The following is a 20,876-nucleotide window of genomic DNA, read 5'->3' on the forward strand; positions in this document are numbered from 1 at the left end:
TATAATAGTCTACCTAAAGTTTATAATTTATTTGAATTAGCCATTCCGGATAAATACAAAACCATTAGGTTCCATATACACCCCTCCCGGCCGGAGGGGTTTTTTTATACCCAGCGGATAATGGCGCTCCCCCAGGTAAAACCGCTTCCAAAAGCCGCAAGAACAACCAGATCTCCGGAATTGATCTTACCGGTCTCCCAAGCTTCCGTTAAAGCAATGGGAATGGAGGCTGCTGTAGTATTGCCGTACTTCTGAATATTGTTATAGACCCGATTGTCGTCGAGACCAAATTTTTTCTGAATGAATTGAGCAATTCTCAGATTAGCCTGATGAGGGATTAACATATTGATGTCGTCCACGCTGAGATCATTGGCCTGTAAGCCTTCTGCGATAACTTCTGAAAATCGTACCACAGCGTGTTTAAATACAAACTGTCCGTTCATATACGGGTAATAAGGAATATCATCCTGTGGATCATCTTGCATGATCTCCGGCACCCAATAACGTGTACTGGGTCCTTGTAGGGCTAGTTCATTCTTATGCTTTCCTTCGCTGTGCAAATGGGTTGAGAGAATACCTCCTTTGCCCGTCTCATTTCGACTTATGACAGCTGCGCCGGCACCATCGCCAAAGATAACGGACACACCCCTTCCGCGTGTGGTCATGTCCAATCCACCGCTGTGATTCTCGCTGCCGATTAGCAGCACATGTCTGTACATTCCGGTCTTCACAAACTGATCCGCCACCGATATTCCATAGACAAATCCACTGCATTGATTGCGAATATCAAGCGCCGGAATGGTCTTCATGTCCATCATCTCTTGTACTTCAACCCCTCCTCCTGGGAAATACATGTCGGGGCTCAAAGTGGCAAAGACTATGAGATCTATATCGTCCTTGGTGAGGCCAGCCCGCTCAATGGCGATCTTGGCGGCCTTCACACCCATTACCGAAGTGGAGTTCCCATCGCCCGGAAGAATATGCCGTCTTTCTTTGATCCCTGTCCGTTCGGTGATCCATTCGTCGTTGGTATCCATGACCTTGGAGAGGTCTTCGTTGGTCACCACATTTTCGGGCACATAATAACCCAAACCACTGATCTTGGAACTGTACATGTTGTTTCAATTTAATCGTGGGCAATATAGCCATAATATTAGGTACAGCCCCGTGCTCTGAGGCCTAGTTACTATGCATGCATAGCGGTTTTTGGTGAACTGAAATGCTGCGCCTATTTTAGTATCTTATTGCAAAAAATAAAACCATGCGACGCTACATCATTACGCTTTTCTTTATTGCCTGTTCCTCCCTGACTTTCGGACAGGAAAAGGTAACCTATCAACAACCTCCTCAGGAGATCATGGATCTGGTGAATGCACCCCTAGCTCCTGCCGTTCAAATGGACGACAAGGGTGAATATGTGGTGCTGATCTATCGCAACACATTTAAGACCATAGCCGAACTATCTGAAACGGAAATGAGGCTAGGTGGATTGCGGATCAATCCCCAGACCAATATTGGAAGCCGAACTACCTTTTACAACAACCTAAAGGTCAAATTGGCCACTGAGGAAGAGGCCAGGCAGGTCAAAGGTCTACCCAAGAATCCACGTTTATCCGGATTCGTCTGGTCCCCAGATCAAAAAAGGATTGCTTGTCTCAATACCACACGCGAAGGAGTTGAGGTCTGGGTATTGGAATTGGAGAACGCCAGGGTCAAACGATTGACCGGGGCTCAGGTAAATGCTAACCTGGGGGGAGCCATCAGTTGGTTCAAGGACAGTCAGTCCTTGTTGGTCAAAATGTTACCATACAGTCGCAAAGACCTCATCAATACAGCTCAGGCCATTCCAACCGGACCCACCATCTCTGTAAGTGATGGAGCAAAGGCCCAAAATAGGACATACCAGGATCTGCTAAAGAATCCGAACGACGAGTTCAACTTTGAGCAGTTGGCACATTCTGAGATCAAGCGGGTAGATCTTCAAGGACGAGGTACTAACTTTTTACCAACCGCCATGTACCGTGGGATGAGTTTCTCACCGGATGGGCGCTTTGTATTGGTCACCCGCATTAAGAAACCCTTCTCCTATATAGTCCCCTATTCTCGTTTCCCTTATGATCAGTCTGTCCATGATCTTTCTGGAAATCGCGTAAAAATGATGAACGACGTACCCTTAAACGAAGTACAACCCAAAGGTTTTATGGCGACTCGCGAAGGTAAACGGAACATGGCCTGGAGAAGTGATAGACCAGCCACCCTTTATTGGGTAGAAGCCCAGGATGGTGGAGATCCGGAGAACAAGGTTGCTCACAGGGATGCAGTTTATGAGGTTGGCGCCCCATTTGAAAAGGAACCGACCATGCTGATGCAGACCATTAATCGCTTCGCAGGAATAGACTGGGGAACAGACAATATGGCTGTGGCTTATGACTATTGGTGGAATGACCGAAATACCAAAACCTATGTCTTCGATCCGTCAGATAACACCAAAGAACCCGTTTTGATCACCGATAGGAACTACCAGGATCAATACAGTGATCCCGGAGATTTTGTGACTGAACGCAATGAATTTGGCCGATCGATCCTAGTTGTAGATGAGGGCAAACTCTATCGGATGGGAGCCGGATATACGGATAAAGGACAATTCCCTTTCGTAGATAGTTTTGATCCATCAGACAAATCTTCTGAACGAATCTATCAATCCACTTATACAGACAAATTGGAAAATTTGTATTCGGCCATTGACATTAGAAATGGAAAAATATTGGTGCGTATCGAATCCCAAAACGAGTATCCCAACTATTACTTCAGGAACATCAAGTCTGATGGGAATGACCTTAGCCCGGTGACCCAATTTGAGAACCCATTTAAGAGTTTACAAGATATTCACAAAGAGGTCATAACCTATAAGCGGGATGACGGCCTGGAACTGGAAGGTACGTTATATCTGCCTGCGGGATACGATATGGCCGCTAAGGAAAAAATGCCTATGATCTTGTGGGCCTATCCCCGGGAGTATAAGGACAAGAGCTCTGCCTCTCAAAGTACTACCAACCCCAACGAGTTCATTTATCCGTATTACGGTTCTCCCATTTATTGGGTGACTCGTGGTTATGTTGTACTGGACGATGCCGCTTTCCCTATAGTAGGAGAAGGCGATGAAGAACCCAATGATACATTCCGGTCGCAATTGGTTGCCAATGCAAAGGCCGCCATTGATGCAGTTGACGAATTGGGATATGTAGACACCAACCGTGTAGGTGTGGGTGGACACTCTTATGGCGCCTTTATGGTTGCCAACTTGTTGAGTCATTCAGATCTATTTGCGGCCGGGATAGCCAGGAGTGGGGCATACAACCGTACACTGACCCCTTTTGGTTTCCAAAGCGAACAGCGCTCGTATTGGGATTCTCCTGAGACCTATTACACCATGTCTCCCTTTATGCATGCCGATAAGATGAAAACACCCTTATTGCTGGTTCATGGTGAGGCGGATAATAATTCCGGGACTTACCCTCTTCAGAGCGAACGATATTTCAATGCACTAAAAGGGCTGGGTGCTACCGCAAGATTAGTAATGTTACCTAAAGAAAGCCATGGTTATCGCGCCAAAGAAAGTATCATGCATTTGCTTTGGGAACAGGACAACTGGCTGGAGACCTATGTGAAGAACAAACCCGCCAATATTCCTAAGGAAAAAGAGACCATTAAGAAATAGCATAAAAAAAGCTGAGGCGTGATAAACACGCCTCAGCTCAAACAACCTAACCAATAAAATAATAGATAAATTAGATTTTCATAGCAATCTCTATTATCCCACTTTGATAGAACAAATATACAACTTTGTTTAATATTTTTAAAAAAAGATTAAACATTTTAGTGTTAAACTTTTCTTAAGTCCACCTCATTGTGGATTAACACCTTGGCTTTCAGGTCGTGCAGTAAATTGTACAGACCGAAAAAAGTTCGGTTAATGTAAAGAAAGTGCTTCGAACCGCGGTTCCCGTTCATTTTTCGAAGCTGTGTATCCTTGGCATAGCGCTCACCTAGCTCGGCTATTCGACCGAAATAGTCATCGTCCGCAAAGTCAAATTCGTCACAATGGAATGGCTGAGTAAAAAGACTCAGTAGTTCGTGGAACATCTGGGCAAAGAATTCGATCTCTTTTGGACTGTCGTCTGCCCGTAAAATTTCCAGTTCCATCAGTTTTTGACGGAATACTTCTTGATTGTTAATATTTTCTGGCCTGGCCAATTCGAAATAGGGCTGATAGAATTCTGGCGGAACTACCTTAATACAACCAAAGTCGATGGCGATCAGTTCACCTTGGTCACTAATTAAGAAATTCCCTGGATGTGGGTCTGCATGAACACGTTTGAGTTCGTGCATTTGATACATGTAGAAATCCCATAGAGTTTGCCCTATCCTGTTGGCTAAATCCTGATCTGGATTACCGGCGCAAAACTCGGACAAATGTACCCCCTCCATCCAATCCATGGTGATGATACGTTCACTGGAAAGTTCCGGGTAATATTTCGGAAATCTCAAATTTTCAATGTGAGCGCATTGAGCTGTGATCTCCTGACTCTGACTTAATTCGAGCAAATAATCCGTTTCCTCGATCAGTTTACCCTCAATTTCCTTAAAGTATTTCTCCGAATCCTTGCCTTTGAGGTTGAACATCTTGACCGCAACAGGTTTCACTAATGCAAGATCGCTTTGAATACTGGCTGCGACACCGGGATATTGAATTTTTACAGCAAGCTGTTTGCCGTCTTTGGAAGCTCTGTGTACCTGCCCAATGCTGGCAGCCGCTACAGATTCCGGGTCAAAATCATCGAATAGCAAATCGGGATCTGTTCCTTGATATCGAATAAAGGTCTTTCTGACCAAAGGAGCCGACAAAGGTGGTACTTGGAATTGGGCCAGTGAGAATTTCTCGACATAGGCTTTGGGCATAACATTGCGCTCCATGCTCAACATTTGAGCCACTTTCAACGCAGACCCCTTCAGTTGCTTTAATCCGTCATAGATGTCCTCTGCGTTGTTCTCGTTGAGCTTTTCCCGAGCGTCCGGGTCATTAACCAATTTGTCACCGTAGTATTTCAGGTAATTTCCACCTACCTTGACACCTGTTGTGACTAATTTGGTGGCTCGTTCTAGTTTAGATGTTGGGATTCTATCAATTGTCTTCATGCATCAAGCCATTCTGTCCTTCCAAAGGAATTTACCCAGATCAAAAACACTTTCCAGCGGTGTCGTTTCAAAAAGATCGAACACAGCCCGTATCGATTTTTCGATGAATGCGTCTGTTTCTTCAAATTTCGGAGAGTCATCGCGCATCCAGAATTTCAAGATCATTATGGTCTCTGCCCATGCGCCTTCTGAAAAAAGCTCTACCGGATGCTTGAAAATACCAAGTGTTTTTCCATCATTAGCATCCTCTATAAGTTCCTTTGCAAAAGACTTAACTCCCTTTCTAAGTCCGCTGAGCTGTTTCATCCTGTCCGACCAGGCCTCTGACCGGTCTAGGGCAAATAGCACATAACTTCGGTTGGCTGTGAGCAACTCGAATAAGGTGAAATAGTAAGTCAGTAACTTTTCCTTAGCAGCCATCTTCCCATATCCCCTGGCCTTTTGAGTTAATCCCAGAGCCATGTGATGAAATTGTCCCCAAATAGCTTGTCTTAAGCTTTCCAGGGAACCAAAATGGTTGTAGAATTCCGCCTCATCGATTTTTTGCTCCTGGCAAAACTTGTAGACGTTAGTTGGAAATTCGCTCTGCTCCAGGACTGCATTCATGTATAGAGCCACAATGTCCTCCCGGCTTAGCTTCTTTGTTTTTGTTCTGGCAGTCTTTTGCTTTGTACTCATACCTGTGGGTTTGAAACAAAGATACATTTTGTTTAACTTTTATTTTATATCATTAAACAAAATAATTGTTAAAGTTTAAACTGACAGCTTGTCACAATCTTATTCTTGGTATTCAATTTGATTTGACTAAGACAAATAAAAAAATCACACAAATGAGTTCAGGAACCATAAATGTCTCTGTTGAGAACATCTTCCCACTGATCAAAAAATTCCTTTACAGCGACCATGAGATCTTCTTACGCGAGCTGATATCCAATGCCACGGACGCAACCCTAAAGTTGAAACACTTACACAGTATAGGTCAGGCCTCCGGGGAATATGGCGAACCACAGATCGAGGTAAGCATAGATAAAGAATCTAAAACACTGACTATCAGTGATCAAGGTATCGGAATGACGGCTGAAGAGGTTGAAAAATACATCAATCAAATTGCCTTTTCTGGTGCCGAGGAATTCATCGAGAAATACAAGGACCAACAAGGCGAGGAGGCCGGGATCATTGGTCATTTTGGCCTCGGATTCTATTCCGCTTTTATGGTGGCCGATCGGGTTGAGATCATCACTAAAAGTTATCAGGACGAGCCAGCTGCACACTGGAGCTGTGACGGATCTCCAAACTACACCTTGGAAGAAGCGGAGAGAACGGAAAGAGGGACGTCTATAATTTTACATATAGCTGAAGACTCTACGGAGTTCTTAGAGGAGAGCCGAATCAGTGAACTGCTGCGCAAGTACAACAAATTCATGCCGATACCGATCAAATTCGGTACCCGTACAGAAACACTTCCGAAGCCGGAAGATGCCAAGGAAGATGACCCTGCTCCTACCCAGGAGGTTGACAATATCATCAACAATCCCAACCCGGCTTGGACTCGCAAACCGTCAGACCTGGAAGAGGATGACTACAAACAATTCTACAGGGAACTGTACCCCATGCAATTTGAGGAGCCATTGTTCAATATTCACCTGAACGTTGACTACCCGTTTAACTTGACCGGTATTTTGTATTTCCCCAAGTTGTCGAACGACCTTAACATGCAAAAAGACAGGATTCAACTATATCAGAATCAAGTCTTTGTGACTGACAACGTAGAGGGGATCGTACCTGAATTCCTGACCATGTTACGCGGAGTCATCGACTCACCGGATATCCCCTTGAATGTTTCCAGGAGTTACCTGCAAGCGGACGGGGCGGTGAAGAAGATTTCAAGCTATATCACACGGAAAGTGGCCGATAAGCTTAAATCAATTTTCAATGACGATCGGGATGCTTTTCAACAGAAATGGGACGACATCAAGATCGTTGTCGAATACGGGATGTTGACCGAGGATAAATTCTTTGAAAAGGCCCAGAAATTTGCGCTTTACCCAACCGTCGATGGTGATTATTTTACCTTCGAGGAATTGACCGAAAAGATCAAGGAAAACCAGACTGATAAAGAGGACAAACTGGTTGTTCTTTACGCCTCAGATAAGGATCAACAGCACAGTTATATAGAAGCTGCGAAAGGCAAGGGTTACGAAGTGTTGCTACTTAATTCTCCAATTGTTTCTCACCTGATCCAGAAACTGGAATCGGAGCATGAGAATACCACTTTTACAAGAGTTGATTCAGATCACATCGATAAACTGATTCAAAAGGATGAAGAAATCGCTTCCGTTCTCAATGAGGAAGAAAAGGAGCGCCTTAACAGCCTGATGAGTGAAGTTATTCCAAGTGAAAAATTCACACTCCAGCTAGAGGCGATGGATCAGGAAGCCAGTCCTTTTACCATCACCGAGCCCGAATTTATGCGCCGAATGAAGGAAATGCAGAAATCAGGTGGTGGCGGTATGTTTGGGATGGGTAACATGCCCGATGTTTACAATGTGATAGTCAATACAAACCACGAGTTGATTGGTAAGATTTTAGCTACAAAAACTCGTAAAAAACAGGAAAGATTGATCAATCAATCCCTGGATTTAGCCAGATTGAGTAAAAATCTACTCCAGGGTGAGGAGCTAACTAGGTTTATCCAACGAAGTTACGACCTCATAAAATAATAATTATCAGTTACTTACATCCAGCCGGCGTTAACTTACTGTTACGCCGGTTTCTTTTTTAAAAAAACTTGTCCAAGTGGTCGATTTTACTGTATTTTTGATATCATTAAGATTCAATTAACTAAAATTTCGATTATGAGGAAAATTACTTCGACGTATTTTGGATTTTTCTTGTCTTTGTTTGCACTAGTTGGGGTGCACGCTCAGACGACCCTCCAAAATACAAATCAACCTGTAAGGAACATACGGGTGGACGCAAGTGCATTGAGCAATCTCGCGTCTGCCAACACGAGAATGCTATCATGTGATGCCATTCTGCCTACTTACAGTAACTTGACATTTGATGGAAGTGGGATAAGCTCCCAGGATTTCGATCCTGTAAATGACGCCTTGGATAACCAGGCTGCTGATGATTTTATCGTTCCTGGTTCGGACGATGCATACATCTGTGAAATGGATGTTTATGGTGTTTACGGTGGAGCCGGAGCAGCCGCTGATCCCAATGCCCGTTTCCGATTCCGCATCTGGACGGATAACGGAACTGGTGTTCCTGTAGCCGAAGTCTACACTGAGAATTTCTTAGCTTCTGACGTAGACCCTGATAATGATGGTAGTTTCACCTTGAGCCCCTCTGTAATTGTTCCCCTGACTGGAGGTACGAAGTATTGGGTCTCGGTTCGTTCGGTGATGGACTTAGCTTTGGGCGGACAATGGTTCTGGTCGACTACGTCCGATGGAAATGATGACGTTTACGCATGGAGAAACAACGGTGATGGTTTTGGAACTGGTTGTACAAACTGGACTCCACATACAAGTTGTGCGGGATTGGGCGCGACCAACGACTTAGGAATGGAATTCAGATTCAACCTGATCAATAACCCACCTGTTGCGGTTTGTCAGGACATCACAATTCAACTGGACGCGGCCGGAAATGCAACAATTGTGGCTGCTGACATCGATGGCGGATCTACTGACATTGAAGATGGTGTACCTGTAAGTCTAGTTGCTTCTCAGACAGCATTTACCTGTGCAGATGTCGGAGCAAACTCCGTGACGCTGACAGTAACGGATTCTGGCGGATTAACGGATATGTGTACTGCAACAGTAACCGTAGAAGACAATGTAGCGCCAGTGCTAAGTCCTGTGGCAGATGGTGCCTTCACCGTCATCCTGGATGGAAGTGGATCAGGAACAATTACCTATGCTGATGTAACCACGGCTGCTGCTACCGATGCTTGTGGTATTGCCAGTGAAGGTTTGGTTGGAGGAACACCAGATATCGCAGTTGATTGTTCTGACATTGGAACAGTGACTGTAACGATCGAAGCGACCGACGCCAATGGAAACCAAACTACTGCTGATATCGATGTAAATGTAGTGGACGACCTTCCACCTGCAATTGCGTGTCCAATGGATGTTACGGCATCTGTTGAAGCCGGAACTTGTGGAGCTACAGTAACTTTTGCTGATGCTGTTGCTATTGATGCCTGTGGATTGGCATCAGTTATTCAAACTGCTGGTCCCGCCAGTGGAACTGTGTTCCCTGTGGGTACAACATTTATCGAATTCACAGCTACGGATAACGGTGGAAACGTTTCTACCTGTAGCTTCAATATTACTGTAGTTGATGATGAAGACCCAGTTGCCGTATGCCAGGACATCACTGTCGAGCTTGATCCTGTGACCGGCATGGCCATGATCACACCAATGGATGTGGATGGTGGTTCTTCTGATAACTGTTCTATTGACACCATGACACTGGACATCGACACCTTCGATTGTTCTAACATTGGTGCTAACACGGTTACATTGACAGTTACTGACCCTTCAGGAAATTCTGCTCAGTGTACTGCGACAGTAACTATTGAAGACAATACTGCTCCGAACATTGTATGTATCGGACAGCCTGCAGCGGTCACCGATTTTGTTGATGCTAGTCCAGGCAGTACAATCGATGGGTCCGCCGATGTTGTTAGTGTGATTAATGTGTCTGACGATGAAACCATCACAGACATTAATGTTGTTCTTAACGTTACTCACACTTGGGTAGGTGACCTAGTCGTTACACTTGAATCACCGAGTGGAACTGTGGTGACCCTAACAAGCGAGCCTGGAAATCCAGATGCAGGTCCATTTGGATGTCCTGGAGACGATATAAATGCTACTTTCGACGATGATGCTGCCAACCCAGCTGACGATGAGTGTAATAATCTTCCTGCAATTGGTGGTTTAGTTTCTCCAACAGATATGCTATCTGCCTTTAATGGCGAAAGCACACTGGGAGATTGGACATTGACAATCACCGATGTCGAACCAGCATTTGATTCTGGTGTACTAGACAACTGGGGAATTGAGTATACGTATGACGTACCAGCCACTCCATTGGATGTTATTTTGGATGCCTCTGGTATGGCAACAATTGACGCCTCTGATCTTATCCTCGTTATAGACGACAACTGTGGTACTTCAGTCACTGTTGGTGGAGATGTGAATCCATGTGAGCAAAACAACCCAAGTAACGCCTTCGAAAATGGCGCCATCAAGGATCCAGCTTCTGGATTCCGTGCAGCTAACGACCTGGTAGTTTCTATGGGAAGTGATTTCGAACTAACTGGTATCACAGCCAACTTGTTCCACGAAGTAGGAGCGACTATGGCCTCTGTTGACTTCTTCTTCTACGAAGATGCAAGCGGAGTACCTGGTGCTCAGATCGGAAGTCAATTGGGTGTTGTGCCTACTGCTCAGGCTGTCGTTGGAAGCAACTTCGGATTTGATGTTAGTGAAGTGAGCTTCGATTTGGCCCCATTCACATTTGTCAGTGATCCTGGTTCCGATACGACTTATTGGATCGCTATGATCTGTTCTTCTTCTACCGCAGGACTGACTGCTTGGGAGATGACTTCAGCTTCTATTCAGGGTAATGAGACCCTTAGCTCTTCTGATGGAGTTAACTGGACAGCTGTTGGAGGTGGTGGATTTGACGGAGTATATACCTTCTCTGGTAACTGCATCACTCCAGTTGAGTCAACCATCAGCTTTGACTGTTCACAACTGGGTCAGAACCAAGTGAACGTAACAGTTACTGATGCTGCCGGAAACGAAGCTACTTGTACAGCTACCGTTAACGTCATTGACGAAACTGCTCCGATTATCACTTGTGGACCTCAGGATCAAGAACTTATCGGCAATGGAAGTTTCGAAACTGGAGACTTCTCTGGTTGGACGGTAATAGAATTAACCAGTCCATTTGTCCCATGGGGCGTATTCACTTCCTTTACACCTGGATTTGGAATACCGGAAGCATTCCCTACTGATGGTGGATTCCTTGCCGGTAATGGATTTGACGGCGTAGGTCCGGATGAGACCGTTCTTTACCAAGATGTAAGTATTCCATCTGGTGTAGGTGCGGTTACCCTGAGCTGGGATGAGGATATCGATTACGTATTCTTCTGCGGAAGCTGTGCCGACAGAATATACGAGGTTCAGGTGCGCGATATGGACGACAACGTATTGGAGGTACTCCACCAAGTTGTAGCCATTGGAGGTGATGTGAACGACGATGGGTTGTGGAGCAGTCTTTCGGCAGACTTGAGTGCTTACGCTGGTCAGGACATTAGAATCGCGTTCTGGCAAAATATCCCAGAAGCCTTTACAGGTCCCGCCAAATTTGCGCTTGATAATGTCTCACTGATTGCATCTCCAACTAGTACTGAAGTGATCATCGAACTCGATGAGAACGGAGAAGCTGAGATCGATGCATTTGATATCATCTCTTCTGTAGATGAGGCTTGTGGTATCTCTACCTCGGCTGTAGACATTGACGAGTTCACTTGTGCCGATATCGGTACGCCTATCGTCGTGACTGCTTTCGTTAGCGATGCCAGTGGTAATATCGCAGCTTGTTCAGCTACTGTATTGGTAGTGGACAACCTGGCGCCAGTACTGACCTGTCCGGAAGACCAAACTGTCGATCCAGGTACAGACTCGCTGTTCTACACGGTGCCAGATTACTTCGGTAATGGTGAGGCTACAGTTTCTGATAACTGTACAGATCCGATCACGATCACAACGCAAGATCCAGCTCCAGGTACTGAACTGCCTGATGGTGTCTACACTGTGACCCTGACCGCTGAAGATGAAAACGGTAACGTAGCTACCTGTTCCTTCGAACTGACTGTTGAAAGTATCCTAGGTACCAACAACAACCCATTCGATGTAGGTATTAGCGTTTATCCTAACCCTGCCGTGAATAACATCACCATCGATAACAGAACAGGTGTCAACCTGGAATCTGTAATGATCTTCGATATGAACGGAAGGGCCGTGATCAACCAATCACTGAATAATATGGCCCAAGGACAACGAACAATCGATGTCTCTGCTCTGGCCTCCGGTGTATACATGGTTCAGATCCAAGGAAACGACCAAACAGCTGTCAAGAGACTGATCAAGCAATAAGCAAACATCAGATCCTTATAAACCAAAACCCCCTCCGTTTGGAGGGGTTTTTTTATTGGCAGATTCTTGAGTAATTTTCCAATCTAAAATTGACTCCATGCTTCCTATCGATCAATACATGTTGGGGATTGTAATGATTGTGGCCGGAATTACCCACTTTAAAAAAACGGGTATCTATCTTAAGGTCATGCCCAACTATCTGCCTGCCCACCAAAGTCTGGTTCTACTGAGCGGAATCATAGAGATGATACTAGGCTTAATGCTGCTCAATCCAGAAACACAATCCGCAGCAGCTTGGGGCATCATTGTAATATTGATCTTATTTCTTAGCGTTCATATCCACATGATACTGCATAAGGAGGCTTCATTGAACCTACCCCAATGGTTCCTATGGCTCCGCTTGCTCCTTCAATTTGGACTCATCTATTGGACGCTTCAATACACCTAAAGTCAGGATGAAGTTGATCGACCCGCATAACCCGCCTGCTCTACCTGATCTGGAAATATACTATGAACCTGAGTTCATACACCCAAATCGGAGCGAGCAACTATACAATTATTTATTAAAGGAAGTTCGGTGGCAACACGACAAGATCCGGGTATTTGGAAAAGAATACGATCAACCGCGCCTAACTGCATTATACGCTAAGAAAGGACTCTCTTACGGTTACTCAGGAATTCGGATGGCAAGTCATGAAATGCTTCCGGAAATGAGGTTGATCAATCGGCGGCTTCAGAAAGAACACCAGCAGACTTACAATGCCATATTGCTGAATCTTTATCGGACAGGAGCAGACAGCAATGGTTGGCATAGCGATGACGAACCCGAACTAGGTAAAAATCCGAGCATAGCTTCCATCAGCCTGGGAGAGAGGCGCATATTTCAGATGCGCCACAAACAGCATAAGGAGATGCGATTTAAATTTTGGCTGGAGACAGGAAGCCTGCTGATCATGAGCGGAAGCACACAACATCACTGGCAGCATCAACTACCAAAAACGAGCAAAGCGATCGGGCAACGCATCAATCTTACCTTTCGATACCTTATCGACCAATCCACAAAGGGATAGATAAGGTCATAGGGCCCGGAAACTAACTATTTTATAGGTAATCCATGTCTGGAAATTCCAGATTTGAATAACCCTAAGCGCTTCCCTACTCCGGCCTAAGTTTACTCTTATCAGCAAATTACCCTAAGAACAGTTTGGAATTTTCGAAAAAAATACCTTATATTTGTTTAATATCATTTTAATATCAATATAAACCTTATACCCATGTCAAACGAAAGAAACAACGATGCCTCTAATGGCTACCTGATGTTATTCCTGTTTCTCATACTCTTCTTCGGAAGTATAGCTGGCTTGGTCGCTGTTCGGATGCCTTTATTCGTTCTTGGCCTAATCGTGGCTATGTTCATGCTACCCGGATTTGTACTGGTCAATCCAAATGGGTCCAGAGTATTGCTTTTATTCGGAAAATATATGGGGACTATAAAAAAGAATGGGCTGTTCTGGGTAAATCCACTTTACGTCAAAAAGAAAATCTCCCTGCGGGCGCGCAACTTCGACAGTGAGCGGCTAAAGGTGAACGACAAACTAGGGAATCCCATCAACATTTCCACCATACTGGTTTGGCGAGTAAGGGATACCTTCAAAGCTGCTTTTGATGTGGACGATTACGAAAACTTTGTTCGGGTACAGACCGATGCAGCTGTACGGGAATTGGCCAGCAAGTATCCATACGACAATTTTGCTGATGAAGGTATGGACGAAGAGATCACTTTGCGTTCTAGTATGAAGGAGGTAAATGAAGCCCTGGAAGCCGAATTGGAAGACCGATTGGCTATAGCGGGCATAGAGGTTTTGGAATCCCGAATTGGATATCTCGCCTATGCCAATGAAATAGCCAGTGCCATGCTAAAACGACAACAAGCCACTGCGATCGTTGCTGCTCGTCACAAAATAGTTGAAGGGGCAGTCAGTATGGTGGAAATGGCTTTAGAAGAACTGAGTAAAAAGCAAGTCGTCGACCTCGATGAGGAGCGCAAAGCGGCCATGGTCAGCAACCTGATGGTTATCCTTTGTGGCGACAAAGACGCCGCACCTGTTGTCAATACCGGAACCCTGAACACCTAATATGAGGGTACTTACGGAGACACAACGTTTTGATCAATGGTGGTTTCGGCTGCTTATGGCCATTGTGATCGGGATAACAATCATGCCCGTCGCATTGAGCTATGACGAGCTCAAGGACGACTCAACCGCCTTGCTCATAGTTAGTCTGGCCTGTGGTATCAGCTTATTATTGGTGGTTTTGCTTCTATTCTACTTTAAATTGGAAACCAGGATAGACGAAGCAGGCATTCATTATTCCTTCTGGCCTTTTCATCTAACCATGCGCAATGTACATTGGCACGAAATGACGGCTTGCTATGTGCGCAAGTACAACCCAATCGCAGAATACGGAGGTTGGGGATATCGCATCCGATTGGGTAAAGGAGGTCGTGCGCTTAATGTAAAAGGTAACATCGGGATTCAATTGGAGTTGACCAATGGCAAAAAGATTATGATTGGAACACAAAAAGAAGCAGAAGTACGTTCTGTTCTAAGACAGTACGAACAAAAATTAGCTAAACCATGATTGCAAGAATCTTCATCTATCTCCTGATCAGTGTTTGTATTTGGAGCGCCCAGGCCCAGGAAGTGACATTCACCCAAACTGAAATGTCCATCAACCCCTTGATAAAGGGCAGTTTAATGATGCCCTCTGATAATGGTGCTTCTCCCCTGGTCATTCTAATAGCCGGATCCGGACCAACCGACCGTAACGGCAATCAGAATATGATGAAGAACAATTCCCTGCGTTTTTTGGCAGAGGGACTCTATCAAAATGGCATATCCACCTTTAGATATGACAAGAGAATTGTATTGCAACTTCAAAACCGCACCCTCAATGAAGAACAGATTCGATTTGACGATTTCATAGAGGATGCTATTGCCGTGGTAGACCACTTCAAAGATGATGAGCGGTTCTCTGCCATATATGTTGCAGGCCACAGCCAAGGTTCACTGGTGGGCATGGTTGCTGCTCAAAATCGGGCCAATGGGTTTATTTCGATTGCAGGAGCAGGCCAGGAGATCGATGATGTGATCGTTGATCAATTGCAGAAACAAGCTCCGGGACTTGTAGACAATGCCCGACAGTCTTTCGACGATCTTCGGGTAAATGGAGTTGCCCAAAACTACAGTCCGGGACTGGCCTCAATTTTCAGACCAGCCATACAACCTTTTATTCTCACCTGGATGCAATACGATCCTAAAGCCGAGATCACGAAGCTGGATATACCGGTTCTCATCATTAATGGCGGTAAGGACCTTCAAGTACAGGAATCGGAAGCCCAGGCCTTGCATGAGGCCAAACCGGATGCCCAGCTGGTCATCATTCCCAAGATGAATCACATATTCAAGAAAATAGAAGGTGATGACCTGGAAAACTCCAAGTCCTATAATGAGTATAATCGACCAGTAATCCCTGAACTGATCGAAACTGTTGCTGCCTTTGTAAACAAATAATAATGGCGAAAAAGAAAGCATTCGCACTTCGGGTTAACGAAGACATGATGAAAGCCATCGAAAAATGGGCGGCGGATGAATTCCGCTCTACCAATGGCCAGATCGAATGGATGCTTCACGATGCCTTAAAAAGAGCTAAAAGACTCCCCAAGAACAGGAATTGATTAATAGTTGTATTTTGCGTCAAATCACGAATTAAATGACCGAATCAACCCCCTTTTTCACCCAAGATACCATCGTATTTGGGGTGCTAATGCTCTGTCTGGGTGTTATCTTTTTTACCTCATCCCGAAAATCCGGCTTCTGGCATAGATTCTATAAGATTGTTCCCGCCTTATTTATGGCCTATTTTGTACCGGCCATTTTAACCACAACCGGTTTGATCGCTCCGGAATGGACCACTACTAACGAAGCAGGAGAGACAGTTAAAGAGAGTACGAATCTCTATTATATGGCCAGTAGGTATCTATTGCCAGCCGCCTTGGTCCTGATGACTCTGAGCATAGATCTTAAAGGGGTATTCAATCTTGGGCCCAAGGCCCTGATCATGTTCTTTGCAGGGACAGTCGGGATCATACTGGGTGGTCCGATAGCGGTCGTTATAGTCGGTACCATTTCACCGGAAACTGTTGGAGGCGAAGGAGCCGACGCTGTATGGAGAGGCCTTTCCACTTTGGCTGGAAGCTGGATCGGTGGAGGCGCCAACCAAACTGCCATGTTAGAGATCTACGGATTTAACCAGAAACTGTTTGGGCAATTCGTCTTTGTCGACATAGTAGTAGCTAATATTTGGATGGCCTTGATACTGATCGGGATCGGAAGAGCCACTAAGTTTGATAGCTGGCTTAAGGCAGATACCACAGCCATTGAAAGCCTAAAGAATAAAATGTCATCCTACACTAAAAAGGTCAGCAGGATTCCGGACCTCAAGGATCTGATGATCCTAGGAGGTATTGCCTTCGGCTCGGTTGGACTGGCGCATTGGGGCGCCGGTTATCTGAGTTCCCTCTTTGCTGATTTTGTCAATAATCTGTCCGCTGGGATTACGAGGAACATGTTTACCTTCCTCAGTTCCAGTTTCTTTTGGATGATCTCTATAGCTACTTTGATCGGAATAGTTCTGTCCTACACTAAGCTCAGAGCTTTTGAAGGCGCAGGGGCAAGTAAGATAGGAAGTGTATTTATTTACATCTTGGTCGCCACCATCGGCATGAAGATCGATATCATGGATATTTTTAATAACAAAGGGTTGATCGCGGTCGGACTGATCTGGATGGCTATACACGCTGGAATCCTCATCCTGGTAGCCAAACTGGCAAGAGCACCTTATTTCTTCCTGGCTGTGGGAAGTCAGGCCAATGTGGGAGGAGCAGCATCTGCTCCGGTTGTCGCCTCAGCTTTTCACCCGTCTTTAGCAACCGTAGGTGTACTGTTGGCCGTATTTGGATATGCCATAGGGACTATAGGAGCTATACTTTGTACGGTCCTAATGCAATTGGCTGCGACCGCTTGACCTTAAGCCGATTTTTCGCATATTTGCGCGATCAATACAGTTAGCATGAAGAAGTACTTTTGGATATTGTTGATAGGGCTCACGTGGTATGGTTGTACAGAAACCGCTTCGGAGGGTGAAATGGACCTCACCGGTGAGATCAGTGAATTGAAGAAAGGAGTTCTCTTATTGCAAAGAGTAAATGACACCCTTTTAGAAACCATTGATTCTGTAGAGATTTCCGGCGATCCTACTTTCCAGTTCATTACTCCGGTAGAAAGTCCTGAGGTATTTTATTTGTATTTAAAGAAGGATGGCTCCATATGGGAGGACCGCATAGCCTTCTTCGCAGAACCAAAACCTATTCAGATTCGTTCTTCCTTAAAGAATTTTGGCCTGGATGTAAGCATTACAGGATCAGTCAATCAGGAAAAGATGGACGAGTATGCTTTACTTATCAAACGATATACGGACAGGAACCTGGATCTGATCGAGTCCATTTTCAAAGCACAGACTTCGGGTCAGAGCGAAGCTATGGACTCGCTGCAACAGCAACAAAACAGGCTACTGGCGGGTAAATATTTGGCCACTGTCAATTTTGCCTTGAACCAGAAAGACCTGGAGGTGGCTCCTTACTTAATGTTAACCGAAGCCTACGACATCAATCCGAAATACATGGACACAGTCTACCAGGCTTTGACCCCAAGGGTGAAAGAATCTTATTACGGTAAAAAACTAGAGGCCTTTATCCAGGGCCGAACGGAGGATTAAAGGGCGTTGATCTTATCGATCAGGGCACGACCCCTGGTCTCAAGCTCGGCATTAATGGCCTTGAAGTGGGCCTTTTTATTCTCTACATCCCGCTGATTAACCTTAGCGATCAGATCGTCGAAGGTTGCGATTGCCTCGTCGATGATCTTCTCGGAATCCTTGGTTCCTTTATCCGGATTAGTGGCTTCCCAGATATATACAGCCTCGATGATATCCCCAAGTATGTAATTGATATCCTGTTTGAGATGTTTTATGCTCGCCATGGTAATTCAGTTATAATTTGAGTTGTAATGTACAATATTTAGGGGACATGAATTTCCAATATCCGTCCTCCATCACTTTTTAAAACCAGCTGATTAATGGAAGCAGGTATGAGTATTGTTTCTCCCATATTCAGCCTAAACTTCTGCCCCTCGCAATCAATTTCTATTTGTCCCTCAGAACACATATAGACCACAAAAGAATCAACATTGGTCAGATCTCTGTGCTGATCATTTTCAAGTTCCATTAAGCGTACGTCAAAGTATTTAGTGCGCTTTAAATTGTGCCAGCAGTCTTTTTCTTTACCAAATTCCAGAGCCTTCGCACCAGACTTGAACTGGATCACATCTAAGGCTTCTTCGGTATGCAACTCCCGCATCTTACCATCGGTTCCGGGGCGGTCCCAATCATATAACCTATAGGTAATATCAGATGATTGCTGAATCTCTGCTAACAGGATACCACCGCCAATGGCATGTACGGTTCCTGGCGATATAAAGTAAGAATCTCCTGCTCTTACCGTGACCTCTCCCATGACCTCAGATAAGGTACCTAACTCAAGATGTTGCAGATAATCTTTCTTGCTGATCGGTTTATCGAAATCTATGATCAGTCTGGACCCTTCATCCGCCTGCATGATATACCACATCTCAGTCTTCCCCAGGCTTCCATGACGACTGCGCGCTATTTCATCGTTGGGATGCAGCTGGATAGACAGATCTTGTTTGGCATCGATGAATTTAAACAACAATGGAAACTCTTCGCCATAGGTTTTCCAAACGGAATGTCCCAGTAGTTCTGGACCATACTTTTTGATCAATTCATTTAGATCACTGCCCGATAGAGGACCATCACTTACAACAGATACATGACCTGGAACACCGGATAACTCCCAGCTTTCACCGGCATTCTCCGTGGCAGGCTTCCCTAATATTTCATGAAGTTTATTTCCACCCCATACCTTGGACTGAACGATAGGATGAAATTTAAGCGGATAGAGTTTAGACCCGGGCATGTGATTTGATCAATTTGACCGCCTTTCTGATGTGTGGGTCCGCGGCCATGGACCTGAGACGGAAGATTAACTTCCCATCCGGGTCAAAAATAAAGGTTTCCCGCCCGGGAAGTAGGCCCATCATGGTATTTTTTACACCAAATTTCTTGGCGATCTTGCCTTTGGCATCAGATAATAGAATGAACGGTAAGTGGTAACGTTTGGCAAACCGCCCATGAGAACTAACAGAATCCTTACTAACTCCAACCACCCTGGCACCAGCTTCGGCCAGATCGTCAAACTGGTCCCGAAAGCCACAGGCCTCACGAGTACATCCTGGAGTAAAGTTCTTTGGATAAAAATAGATCACCAAGAAGTTTCCGTCTAAAAGGTCTTCTGACCTTAGCAGTTGATCATGTTGATCCTGGGCTTCAAATCGAGGCAGTAAATCTCCAACCTTCATCTTGTGCTAGTTACCCGTGTAAATGACATAATTACGGTCAGTCTCATAGAGTTTCACCGTGATCTTATACTTAGGATCCAGTCGATTTCTCAAGCGGTTATAAATAACGATCGCAATATTCTCGACAGTTGGATTCAAGTTGGCAAAATCGTCCACTTCTAAACTCAGATTTTTGTGGTCGAAACGCTCTTCGACTTCTTCTTTTATATAATCCTTTAATATCTTCAGGTCGATCAGGTAACCAGTTTCAGGGTCCACCTCTCCAGTCAATCCAACCTCGAGATTATAATTATGACCGTGAAAGTTAGGATTACTGCATTTTCCAAATACTTCGTAATTCTTCTCGTCCGACCAATCTGGTCGGTACAAGCGATGAGCTGCATTGAAATGCGCTTTTCTATAGACAGTTAGGCTCATTGTTCCAGGAATTGTGCGTATTTGTCAAAAATGATCTTGAACCAGGCCGTATATTGATCTGGGTGGCGATCCATATCCTTGCGGATCTCGCTCATCGCCATCCATTTCCAGGACTCCACTTCCTCCGGATTGATCTCCGGCTCACCTTCATACTGTCCAATAACCACATGGTCAAATTCGTGCTCGGTCAATCCATTATCAAATGGTGCCTTATAAATAAAGGAGGTAGCCTCCTTGAGTGGGGTAGAAAATCCCATCTCTTCCTGTAGCCTTCTTTTACCAGCTTCCAGGGTTGTCTCCCCATCCCGTTGATGACTGCAGCAGGTATTGGTCCACAATAAAGGGGAATGGTATTTATGGGCAGCGCGTTGCTGGAGCATCAATTCGCCCGCCTCATTAAAGATAAAGACAGAAAATGCCCGGTGAAGCACCCCTTTGATATGGGCTTCCTGTTTAGGCATCAAACCAATGGCTTCGTCTTTTTCGTTGACCAGGATGACCTGTTCTTCTTTCATTCAATTGCAATTTTGAT

At 45.0% G+C, this 20,876-nt stretch carries 19 protein-coding genes; 11 read left to right on the forward strand and 8 right to left on the reverse strand.

Translation table 11 applies throughout. The annotated features are described in order from the left end of the window. Positions 1-104: 104 nt before the first annotated feature. Positions 105-1,115: a 3-oxoacyl-ACP synthase III family protein gene (locus tag BST85_RS07685; RefSeq protein ID WP_104812716.1), complete on the reverse strand. Its 1,011-nt coding sequence runs from the start codon at positions 1,113-1,115 to the stop codon at positions 105-107. A gap of 146 nt (positions 1,116-1,261) precedes the next feature. Here BST85_RS07685 and BST85_RS07690 point away from each other — a divergent pair, with 146 nt between their 5' ends. Then, positions 1,262-3,718: an alpha/beta hydrolase family protein gene (locus BST85_RS07690; RefSeq protein ID WP_104812717.1), complete on the forward strand. Its 2,457-nt coding sequence runs from the start codon at positions 1,262-1,264 to the stop codon at positions 3,716-3,718. A 164-nt stretch (positions 3,719-3,882) separates the two neighbouring features. Here the strand turns inward: BST85_RS07690 and BST85_RS07695 are convergent, their stop codons facing one another. After that, the gene (locus BST85_RS07695; RefSeq protein ID WP_104812718.1) at positions 3,883-5,196 is read right to left on the reverse strand and encodes an ABC1 kinase family protein; all 1,314 of its coding nucleotides are present in this window, start codon (positions 5,194-5,196) and stop codon (positions 3,883-3,885) included. 3 nt (positions 5,197-5,199) lie between these two features. Further along, a complete protein-coding gene (locus BST85_RS07700) occupies positions 5,200-5,874 on the reverse strand; it encodes a TetR family transcriptional regulator C-terminal domain-containing protein (protein WP_104812719.1) in 675 nt (224 codons plus the stop codon). A gap of 152 nt (positions 5,875-6,026) precedes the next feature. On the opposite strand from BST85_RS07700, the gene htpG reads away from it, so the two are divergent. The 10 genes from htpG (at position 6,027) to BST85_RS07750 (ending at position 18,209) form a co-directional block, all read left to right on the forward strand. Beyond that, a complete protein-coding gene (gene htpG, locus BST85_RS07705) occupies positions 6,027-7,916 on the forward strand; it encodes a molecular chaperone HtpG (RefSeq protein WP_104812720.1) in 1,890 nt (629 codons plus the stop codon). Between the two features lie 135 nt (positions 7,917-8,051). After that, entirely contained in the window at positions 8,052-12,374 is a 4,323-nt protein-coding gene (locus BST85_RS07710; protein ID WP_104812721.1) for an HYR domain-containing protein, read from the forward strand. A gap of 97 nt (positions 12,375-12,471) precedes the next feature. After that, positions 12,472-12,822, forward strand: a complete 351-nt coding sequence (locus BST85_RS07715; RefSeq protein ID WP_104812722.1) for a DoxX family protein — start codon at positions 12,472-12,474, stop codon at positions 12,820-12,822. Between the two features lie 7 nt (positions 12,823-12,829). Continuing rightward, a complete protein-coding gene (locus BST85_RS07720) occupies positions 12,830-13,444 on the forward strand; it encodes an alpha-ketoglutarate-dependent dioxygenase AlkB family protein (RefSeq protein WP_104812723.1) in 615 nt (204 codons plus the stop codon). Between the two features lie 204 nt (positions 13,445-13,648). Next, positions 13,649-14,509 carry an SPFH domain-containing protein gene (locus BST85_RS07725; protein WP_104812724.1) on the forward strand — a complete coding sequence of 287 codons (861 nt, stop codon included), beginning with the start codon at positions 13,649-13,651 and terminating at the stop codon, positions 14,507-14,509. Between the two features lies 1 nt (position 14,510). Then, on the forward strand, positions 14,511-15,014 hold the full coding sequence (locus BST85_RS07730) for a hypothetical protein (RefSeq protein ID WP_146090681.1): 504 nt from the start codon (positions 14,511-14,513) through the stop codon (positions 15,012-15,014). After that, positions 15,011-15,946: an alpha/beta hydrolase gene (locus tag BST85_RS07735; RefSeq protein WP_104812726.1), complete on the forward strand. Its 936-nt coding sequence runs from the start codon at positions 15,011-15,013 to the stop codon at positions 15,944-15,946. The genes BST85_RS07730 and BST85_RS07735 overlap by 4 nt, the downstream gene beginning before the upstream one ends. A gap of 2 nt (positions 15,947-15,948) precedes the next feature. After that, on the forward strand, positions 15,949-16,110 hold the full coding sequence (locus BST85_RS07740) for a type II toxin-antitoxin system antitoxin (RefSeq protein ID WP_104812727.1): 162 nt from the start codon (positions 15,949-15,951) through the stop codon (positions 16,108-16,110). A gap of 35 nt (positions 16,111-16,145) precedes the next feature. Beyond that, positions 16,146-17,459, forward strand: coding sequence for a DUF819 family protein (locus BST85_RS07745; RefSeq protein WP_104812728.1), 1,314 nt, complete (start codon positions 16,146-16,148; stop codon positions 17,457-17,459). A gap of 45 nt (positions 17,460-17,504) precedes the next feature. After that, a complete protein-coding gene (locus tag BST85_RS07750; RefSeq protein WP_104812729.1) occupies positions 17,505-18,209 on the forward strand; it encodes a DUF4369 domain-containing protein in 705 nt (234 codons plus the stop codon). Here the strand turns inward: BST85_RS07750 and BST85_RS07755 are convergent. Genes BST85_RS07755 through idi form a run of 5 tightly spaced genes read right to left on the reverse strand, consistent with a single transcriptional unit; the run spans position 18,206 to position 20,859 of the window. Next, positions 18,206-18,472, reverse strand: a complete 267-nt coding sequence (locus tag BST85_RS07755; RefSeq protein WP_104812730.1) for a hypothetical protein — start codon at positions 18,470-18,472, stop codon at positions 18,206-18,208. The two genes, BST85_RS07750 and BST85_RS07755, sit on opposite strands and share 4 nt — an antisense overlap. A 38-nt stretch (positions 18,473-18,510) precedes the next feature. Beyond that, the gene (locus BST85_RS07760) at positions 18,511-19,485 is read right to left on the reverse strand and encodes a type I phosphomannose isomerase catalytic subunit (protein WP_104812731.1); all 975 of its coding nucleotides are present in this window, start codon (positions 19,483-19,485) and stop codon (positions 18,511-18,513) included. Continuing rightward, entirely contained in the window at positions 19,472-19,927 is a 456-nt protein-coding gene (locus BST85_RS07765) for a peroxiredoxin (RefSeq protein WP_104812732.1), read from the reverse strand. The genes BST85_RS07760 and BST85_RS07765 overlap by 14 nt, the downstream gene beginning before the upstream one ends. A gap of 6 nt (positions 19,928-19,933) precedes the next feature. Continuing rightward, positions 19,934-20,344, reverse strand: coding sequence for a 6-pyruvoyl trahydropterin synthase family protein (locus BST85_RS07770; RefSeq protein ID WP_104812733.1), 411 nt, complete (start codon positions 20,342-20,344; stop codon positions 19,934-19,936). Beyond that, complete coding sequence (gene idi / locus BST85_RS07775) at positions 20,341-20,859, reverse strand: isopentenyl-diphosphate Delta-isomerase (RefSeq protein WP_104812734.1); 519 nt, start codon at positions 20,857-20,859, stop codon at positions 20,341-20,343. Before idi ends, BST85_RS07770 begins: the two co-directional genes overlap by 4 nt. Positions 20,860-20,876: the final 17 nt, after the last annotated feature.

This window comes from Aureitalea marina, from assembly GCF_002943755.1.
Taxonomy (GTDB): Bacteria; Bacteroidota; Bacteroidia; order Flavobacteriales; family Flavobacteriaceae; genus Aureitalea; species Aureitalea marina.